General features: G+C 56.7%; 5 protein-coding genes and 1 tRNA gene. 2 read left to right on the forward strand and 4 right to left on the reverse strand.

Going from position 1 to position 9097, the window contains the following annotated elements:
- The first annotated feature begins 19 nt into the window (after nt 1-19).
- A complete protein-coding gene (locus XH79_RS08430) occupies nt 20-3520 on the forward strand; it encodes a hypothetical protein (RefSeq protein WP_271528048.1) in 3501 nt (1166 codons plus the stop codon).
- Nucleotides 3517-4071: a hypothetical protein gene (locus tag XH79_RS08435; RefSeq protein ID WP_271528049.1), complete on the forward strand. Its 555-nt coding sequence runs from the start codon at nt 3517-3519 to the stop codon at nt 4069-4071. Before XH79_RS08430 ends, XH79_RS08435 begins: the two co-directional genes overlap by 4 nt.
- A 69-nt stretch (nt 4072-4140) precedes the next feature.
- Here the strand turns inward: XH79_RS08435 and XH79_RS08440 are convergent, their stop codons facing one another.
- The 4 genes from XH79_RS08440 to XH79_RS08455 all read right to left on the reverse strand — a co-directional run bounded on the left by XH79_RS08440 (nt 4141) and on the right by XH79_RS08455 (nt 9005).
- Nucleotides 4141-4893: a hypothetical protein gene (locus tag XH79_RS08440; RefSeq protein ID WP_271581362.1), complete on the reverse strand. Its 753-nt coding sequence runs from the start codon at nt 4891-4893 to the stop codon at nt 4141-4143.
- An 829-nt stretch (nt 4894-5722) separates the two neighbouring features.
- A complete protein-coding gene (locus XH79_RS08445) occupies nt 5723-7831 on the reverse strand; it encodes a hypothetical protein (protein ID WP_128948160.1) in 2109 nt (702 codons plus the stop codon).
- A gap of 347 nt (nt 7832-8178) precedes the next feature.
- Nucleotides 8179-8373, reverse strand: coding sequence for a hypothetical protein (locus XH79_RS08450; RefSeq protein ID WP_271528051.1), 195 nt, complete (start codon nt 8371-8373; stop codon nt 8179-8181).
- A 556-nt stretch (nt 8374-8929) separates the two neighbouring features.
- Nucleotides 8930-9005, reverse strand: a tRNA-Ile gene (locus XH79_RS08455).
- Nucleotides 9006-9097 lie beyond the last annotated feature (92 nt).

Here is a 9097-nt window from a genome sequence, read left to right on the forward strand (position 1 = left end):
GACTGTCATCCTCAGATAGATGCCTTCATCGTTCCCATACAGCGCCGGTCCTCGGCTTGCAGGTGAGCCGCGCGGAGACCCTGCTGCACAGGCAATCGCCTCACTGCGAGGCTACGCATATCAGCTCTACGCGAGTGCGCTGGCATGGCTCGATCTAGCGCCGGGACAAGAACTTCACCTCGAAGTCGCCAAAGATTACGCGACCGTTGCCGAAGACGCCCTCAACGCCGTGGAAGTGAAGGACACACGGGCCACCATCACGATCAATTTACAGGACGTCCGAGATACGATCGATTCGTTCGTTGACCTGGTCGAGCGCAATCCTGACCGCAACGTCAACCTGCAATTTCTGTCAACCTCCTCGATCGGGCAGGAGCGCAGCAGTTCCCATCGCATCGGTTCTGAGGGGGCGTTGATCTATTGGCGGCGCGCCGCGGCGGGTGCGGACGTGGCTCCGTTGCGCCAAGTATTGTCACAACTAGACCTCACGCCACGCGCACGTGCCTACATCGACACCCGCGATGATCCAGCCTTAAGAAAGGATTTGCTCCAGCGCGTCCATTGGCATTGTGGCCGCCCGGATCTGGATGCTCTTAAAAGCGAATTCGAATCGGCGCTCGTCACCTATGGATCGGAACGACTGCGGCTGCCGCCGGCTGAATGCGAGCGCTTGAGTGCGATCGTTCTACAGCACATATTGGCAACGGTCGTAAAGCCGCTCCCGCGTCGTTTGATCGCAAGCGATTTGCTTTCGCTGCTCGATGAGGCGACTCGGGTGTCATTGCCGCGCGGGGCGGTGGACGATCTAATCCGCGGGCTCACGAATCAACTCGCGGAACATGCCGGCGCGGTGGAAACATCGGTACCCGGCAAATTGCACGTTCTCGATCCCGAGCGCGAGATTCCATTTCCGGCATCGTTCGCCGAACGAGCTGGCCTCGTTGACGATATCCTGGGGCGCGCGACCCGTAGCGGCATCGCATTTGTGACGGGGGCTACCGGAGTCGGGAAGACCATGCTGGCTCGCCTATCCGCCCGTTTGCAGGGCGGCAGCTGGTATCTGGTCGACTTCCGGGATGGTTCCGCAGTCGAAGCAATCGAACGCATCCAGCACGCCATCGCCGATTTGAGCTCGCTAGGTCCGAACGGAGTCATTCTCGATGATCTTAATGAGCTGGAAGATCCTCGGGTTCGGCGGAGCTTGAACCGCTTCATCCTAGCGATGAGACGGCGCGACGGCTTATGTCTCGTCACCGCCTACCGGCAACCCTCCAGACGAGCTCTTTCGGAATTGGGCTTTGACTCCTCAACGCTTGTGCCTGTGCCCGACATGACGATCGCCGAGGTGGGTGAACTCGTGACTGCGGCCGGCGGCGATGCGGCTATCTGGGCCCGGTGGATTCATCTCGGTGCCGCATTTGGCCACCCACAGCTTGTGCAGGCGATGATCGCCGGCCTGCGCTCGCGCGCGTGGCCAAAAGAGGAGCTGCGGCGTCTGAAGGACCTCAATCCGGCTGAAGAGGTTGAGTTCGAGCAGCGCTTGGCACGACAACGCCTCGTGGCGGCGCTTCCGGACAATGCAAGGTCGCTGCTCTACCGGATGAGCCTCCTTATCGGTCGCTTCAACCGATCACTCATTCTGGAGGTCGCGGGTTTGCCTCCTTCCGTCAGGAATCCCGGCGAGCAACTTGACTCGCTGGTCGGACCCTGGGTCGATCAGGCCGCACAAGACGAATTGCGGATATCGCCGTTGCTCGCCAATGCAGGGACCGAAGTGCTCAGTCCTGACGAGCAGCGCGCGGTGCACCACGCTGTGGCAAATGTCATCTTGGAGCCGCGCGAACTCGACATCACCAAGGCCAATGCAGCCTTCCTTCATGGCCTCCTGGGCAAGTCCGAATTCGCTCTCACCAAGTTCGGCAACAGCATTCTCGTCGCAAAGCCGAGCGTGCGTCGCATGCTGCCCGACTGGATGACCGGCCTCCGCTTGCACCGCACGGATCGACCCATCTATCCGGACAAGCCGTCGCTGTCCTGCTTGCTGAGACTTGGACAGCTCCTCCTCCTTCTTGAAAAGAAGGATCTGCAGAGGATCGGGAAATGCTGGTCGGCTCTAAAGGAGGAGATCCAGCAGGAGCCCAATGCAAGAGCGAAAGAACGGTTTGAGCTCATCGTTCTTTCAAAGGTCCTGATTCACTCGACACTCTCTCGTGCGGTGCCTGATTGGATTGAGGCGATCTTGCGGTTCGAAGAACTCTGCGATCGCCGCCCCGAAGGCCGCCAGCTCTTGGCGAGCATCAATGAGCGGGTCAATGGAAAAGCCTCGCCAAAGCCGGTTGGAATGTTTTTCATCACCCAAGTTCTGGGTCTCGCAACGGTTGCCGAGCTGGGCGCCGCTTTCGATAGGCTTGACCAAGCGACGCCAGAGCAGCGAGAAAAACTGTTTGCCGACGTCCCTACGATGCCGAGCGATTTTTCTTTGTTGGTGAATCACGCCTGGCTGGAGGAGCACAGGCAGGGAAATATTGACTGGCTCAATTGTGCGCAACGGTACACACGGATGGCCGAACAGGCGCGCTCATGGGGCTATCGCGAGCTAGCGTTACGATGTCACGTCGCGTGCGGCGTCATGTTCGACGAATACGGTAGCGAAGATGACCGGGCATTGGACGCTCTTGAAGAGGCCGCTCGATTGCTTGGTCCTGATCCGATCTTGTCTCGGGCGCGTGCGAAAATCCTCTATCGGCGCAAGGATCATGCCGGTGCGTTGAAGCTGCTTACAGAAACAGCCGACAAGACGGCGCTCAATGATCCAATTGAAAGAGCCCACATGCAGCGTGAAGCCGGTATAAGCGCGGCTGAGCTGGGCGCCTGGGGCGAGGCCCACAAATGGTTCGCGGCAGCGCGCGAAAGCGCTGGCGAGGTCGGAGGCGAAGAGATGCGGCCCATGGCTATTGGATTGCGCGCCGACGAGGCGATTGCTGCATTCCGTGACAATAATCCCAGCATCGCGCTGCTCGGCATGGATCAAGTGCTCGAGGAGCTCGATGCAATCGATGCCGACCAGTCCATTAAGGCTGTCTATTGTCGACGTGTCGTTGGACACACCGTGCTCTGGCTCTACGGCCAGGCCACAGGACAGCGGGTCAGTATCGATGGTGAGCCCTTTGGTATGGTTCCCGGAATGTGCAGCAATTCCGAGCCGCCAGATCTCCGTGATCTCCCGCTCACGTCTCGCGATTACCTGAGGTATTTGCTTGCTGAAACCGAAGTTGCCGCCAATGCTGCCTCCGGACTTGTGCTGGGACTGCGGACGCGTCTTCGTGGCCGCGCTATTCCGGCAATGGAAATCCCATTGCGAAACGCGCAATTGGCTCGCGCAATTGCACATAGCGATCCGAGTTCCTTCATTTCGCATATGAGATCGTGGATTGAAGCGGATTTGTATCTGAAGGCCAACAACAAAGCCCTTGTGCCAGGAGGACCAAGAGTCCTGCCTACGGGGAAATCGAGCGTGTGACATCCGAACGCCTGCAATCGGCTGAAGCCCTTCTAACCGCGGAGGACGCACTTCTGGCATTTGGGATGTTTGCCGCCTGGACGGGCAATCAAACGGCTATCGCGACGCTCTGCGACCAGAGGTCGGGAGTATTTCCCTCCGGGTTTCCGGGCGAACGCCTTCTCAAACCCATGGTTTACGAAGAAACAGGCGGTGACCGTGTCGAGGATCGTATTGCCGCTCAGATCGGCAAGGTGTCGCGACGGACGGACCTTGACCCGGATGATATCTTTGTCGCCGGTGTGCGCTTCATCCAAGGAATTAACCGCTCCAACTTCAAACGGCACCTGGAAGTGCCATTCTCTGTTTGGATGCGGGAACGTTGGCAGTGGGCACTCGATCATCAGCGCTTCCTTTTTCGAGCTCCTTCGCAGAGCGGCGCGTCGATTGAAGCGGCGCTGGCTTCATATGGAACCGATCTCGCTGGTGGAGGAAGATTATTGCTGGCTGCGGAAGGCGCCGTGCGTACGAAGCTGGATCAGACTTTTCGTGACTTTCTCAGTTCGCTGTGACTTTCACTTCAGGATGCCAAGCTCCGATGCTTCATAAGTGGTACACGCCCCGGCAACCGTTGTCTTCGACTAACGCCGAGGATCAACGGCGATGCGCCACCCGCGGTGAATGTAGCCCTTGCTTTCGCCGTGACGTCGCCGCACCACAGAGGGAGTTTCGAAGTCGATGACGAGATCTTCTCCCTCTTGGTAAAATCGCGTCCCGAACATCTTGGCAGTCAGTCGGGCCAGAAGTTTATCTTCGGTTTGAAGGGGAATTCTGTGCCGGATCGCGGTCCCCAAAATGAGCGCATCGCATACCGTGTTGCGAAAGTGACCCTTCGGGGCGTAATCGCTGAGGAACCTGTCCAGGATATCTAGGCCGTAACCGACTGCATTCTCTTCAAGCGCTTCGCAGCGAATCCCGTTCTCTATGAGAAAGCGAAAGCGTTTCTCGAGATTGCGCTGTTCAGCCTTTCGCAAAACCATGACACCGGCCTTGAACAGGTCAGATCGAGCGGAGTTGATGGCACTTGCGATGGCATTGCTGCCAAACTCGACCAGACTCGGATGCTCTTGGTTGAAATCTATAAGCAGACGATCGGTGCCGATCCGGCGAAATGGGTGACCGGCGGGCATCTGAAGTACTGCAGGCGGGCCCATCAGACTGTGTCGACCAAGTCTCAGAGGCACGTAGTACCTGTCCCTGTCAGGTTTATTGCCGTACATGATCAGGAATTCTTTCGCCGAGACGGACGCAATAGTGGCATGGGCCGGCATCACGCGTCGGCCGGCCTGCATATGGACCAGTATTTGCGTATCGACCATTCGCATGGATTGCATGGTTGACGTTGTGAGCCGTGGTCTACTGCAGGAAAACGACTCTTTGTTTGGTTATGCCTCCAACACGATCAGCATCGAATATCAGTCACCTGCCGCGATACATACGCCAGCCTCGGATGATCGTGTATGTCAGATACGCAGAACCCAGGACGCATGCCAGCAAAAGCCAACTTTCGATTGGCGGGTAGATCCAGGGTGCGCCCTTTTTCAGATCGCCGATACAATATACCGACGGCGTCCCTCCGATAAAGGCGACGTCGGTCAGTTGGCGCCACCAATTCCAGTTTGGGCATCCCGGGCTTTCCGGGACAAGCTTCACCAGGAATTGAAATGCCAGAAATGCTGCGCAGCCGGCAGGCACGAGCATGAGCACATAGAGCCACGGGCTCGTTCTGAAAGCGTGTCTCGATCTGCCTGCTTCGTCCAGCACCGCCTCACGTGCGATGATAAGGCTATCAGCCTCGAGCTTCAGAGATGCGGTGACGAGGAAGGCCAGGACTGGCCCGACGCCGCGATGACGGCTGGATTGATATCGACGGATACACCGATGATCGAAGCCTTGGCTACGCTTTCGCCGGTTCGTGTGAAAGCGCACAGGAGTAGCAGGAGCAGGCTGCGGTTGCCGTATGACCGGATAAAGCTGCTTTCTGCCGTAAGGTAGGAAAGCACACGAGCCTCCTTGGTTGCGCTGTATAACGCTCATGCAAGAGCCTTCAGTGGAATGCGATCTAAAGAGAGTCCGGCGGAGCCAGCCAACTCGCGCCGCGGCGAGAGGGTAGGGTACCTCCCAGCCGGCAAAGTGTCGTTAATCTTGAGCCATCACTGCGGCCTAGCAAAATCCGCATAGAATCTGCTTCCCGAGATCAATGACCGCTCCTCCGGGATTTGTAACTGCCTTGGTTACGGACTTCGCGACTTCACCTGCAGCACGCCCGATATCATTATTCCTCGGGAAGGCATTTTTTGCTGCCTCGCCCACCTCTCCAGCCAGCTTCCTCGTCGCATCATCATAGTCTTTCGCCGCCCCATTTATTCTGTCCAGCAGCTTCACCACTTCGTTGTCTTTCCCTGGTCCCTTCGTGATATCGTTCCAGGCATTCCTTATGAATTTTATGATCTCGTTGTTGGATCCAAACTCGAGATCGCCCACGAGCACCCGTAGCGCAGGCTTTTCGGGGCAGTTCGGCTTCTGTGTCTTGCGCCAAAAGTCTTTGGCGGCGGCCGTCAGGCGCTGGATGCGTTCATCCACCGCTTTTGGATCCGGCGCTTGGTTGCTTGCCTTCAGGACGAAATCGCTGCCCACCACATATCCGGTACTTGCCGCATCCACGGTCAGCCTTGTGGCTTCGGCGGTCAAATAGAGTCCCTCTCTGATGACCATCTGATCAGGTGGAGCTACCGAGCCTTTCGCATCAGTCTTTGCCAGAACCGGGACCACGACGGGTATTCCTGAGAGGATTGTAGGATCCGATGGATCGGCTCCAATCAGCTCGCTCGTAATAACGCCGATCGAGGGGACCTTGGTCCAGCCATAGTCAGTCTTGAACGTTCCGTCCGTTTCGACTTTCAAATCAACGGATGTACAGCTCAAGACGGGAGACAGAAGCGCGACATCCTTTCCCTCAAACGTAAAGCTTGAAAACGCTATTCGTGCGCTGACAGTCGGATTTGTCGATCCCTTAAGGCCGGCCGTCGTTCCTATGCCGCCGCCAATGAGTGGATCGACATGAACGTGAATGGCAGCGTCCACGCTGATCGAAAGGCCCAAGCTTCCTTCCAGGCCCTTGCCAGGCACGTAGTTGAAATTCGCCGCCGGTACACTGATGGAGCCATGGATGCGGTCACCCCCTGCCGCTTCGACGTAGAAGCCGCCATCGCCCAAAATCTTGTCTGACCAATGCTTGTCAACGAAGCGACCCGACACTTCCGTGCTTGCCAATGATAGCGATAGCTTCCGAAGTGCGCCGAAAATTCCATCGGTGAGGGTGGCAATTGCACCTGTGTTGATACTGATCGTCAGCTGCTTGCCTGAGTAGTATTTATTGGCGAGCGCTATGCGTCCGGTCAGTTGTTGCTCAAGGCTGCTGATTTGCGTTGTCGGAATGGTATCATACTTCGACGGGTTCACGTCAAACGGCTGGGCAACTGTTTCGTCCAATGTCGCGGCGAGCAGAACTCCGCGATCGGAGAAGATCGGTGCAATGACGTGGGCCCAACGCTCAACCGAGATCGGCTCGTGCGTCACCCGGTACTTCAAGGTCCCCGTGTTGCCATCCCCGAATTTTTGCTCGAATGACTTATTCTCGTCGAGGGTGTATCGCAGCTGGGGTTGGTACGGAGCCGAAAGGGTCAATCTTTCGGAAAGTCCATTCACGACGTTGCCAGTGATAATGTCGCTGACAAAACCCCTGCCGACCAGATTGAGAAAGCCGAATGAAATTACCGGCTCGATGGAGACAGGGAGCAACCTGAAATTTGCAGCGAAGACAGCCGGTCGGTCGGTTGTCGCTGGCAAAATCTGGCTCACACCGGAAAAATACAGCGCAAACTCAACATCCAGGCCAACTGACAGAAACCTCTTGTCGCTCTTTACACTAAGTCCCAGGTTTCCGGCCAATCGGCCCATTTGCGGCGCGAACGTCAGGCGATCGACTGCTACGGTCAAGGTCTCACCCGGCAGAGAGGGGTGACTCAGCATAACCTTCTGTCCGACGAGTTGGTCGCCGATGTTTCGAAAGAGAGTGGCGTCTAGCGCAACGGCAACTGCTTTTTGATCTCCTTGCTCCAAGGCATCTAGTCCGCTCGCAGTTTGCTGCAGCGATACGATCCGCGCGCGATTGTGCTCATCTATCAGATAACGAGATTGGAACGTTGCATAGAGGCCAATTCCTATTGCAACAATGAGACCCAGAATTACCATCAATCCTTTGCGACGCATGGAAACCCCCATCGCTACCAATGGTTGAACGGTATTCCAGTTTTTGCCCGGAGTCTCGCGCTCGTCGATGTTTTCAAGAATTTTGAGTACGATGCTTCTGATCGGGCCTTATCCCTGTTCGCATGCCCTCGCGGCAATCATGACAAAGGCGGGTATTGTTTTCAGGTAAGCCTGAAAACAATCGGTCACTTGCGCGATCTACCCACTTGTCCGGCCGGCAACGATGTAGGTTGGGGCGATGCCCTTCTCGAAGCCAAACACGACCAACTTAAAAGGTCTGCAATAGACGCCGCCCCTGTGGCTGCATTGGCGGGGGCGATGTGATCTGCTGCTGGCAAACAGATACTCTAATACTTTCTCAGATCGCTTAGCTTTCGCATGTAATGGCCGTGCTTCTGAACAATCGACTTGATTTCATCACTGACGCTGATCACCCGTGCCTTCCTTTTTCGCCATTTCCTGAACGCACCGATGACGGGTAGTTGAGAGCCCTGCGGGACCACCAGCAAGTCATGTTTGTCGTTGACGTATACGTCGAACATGTTCGCCCCTCGATAACCTCGCCCATCTCGCAGGCTGGTCAAATTACCCCTCAACGGCGAACTGCGCAAAGTCGCCAACCAACGACCTTAGCGCCCCCTCCATCAACCGATGATATTATTCTTTTGAGTGCGTTCGCATTGTGCTTTTTTTGCGTTCCCATGCAGCATTCCTGCGTCGTCTCGATGATCGGGGAAGTGGCAACAGCCTCCGGCAGTTCCAGCGTGTCGAGATCGGCAATCCGATACGTAATGGCAGCGTCCGCCGTGTCCGCTTTTGCTCGCGCGATCATGTTTTGCGACAAATCGAGACCAGGACAGAGGCCGCCGCGCATCCAGCGGGAGAACTCCCGAAACCACACCCAGATCGACCACATGCTTTCGAGAAAGTCCGGCAGCATAGCCCGAAAGTCTGGCCATTCAGCAGCGCCGTCAAGCCCATGCACCTGCAGGGGCAATCGCTTAGCCAGCGAAGAAATTTGGAGCGTCGTAGATTTTCTGGGACAGGTGCTGATGATGGTGTGGTGAGAGGGGGAGACAACAACAACAACGACAATTCTGGTGGGCCCGCCTGGATTCGAACCAGGAACCAGACCGTTATGAGCGGCCGGCTCTAACCATTGAGCTACAGGCCCCGATCCTGGCGCCCCCCCCGAAAAAAAACGCCAGCAACGTTGCGGGACTCGTTTATCGGGTGGCTGGCATCCTTGCAATGCCAACCAGAAGA

The organism is Bradyrhizobium sp. CCBAU 45389, from assembly GCF_028128625.1.
GTDB lineage: Bacteria > Pseudomonadota > Alphaproteobacteria > Rhizobiales > Xanthobacteraceae > Bradyrhizobium > Bradyrhizobium liaoningense_B.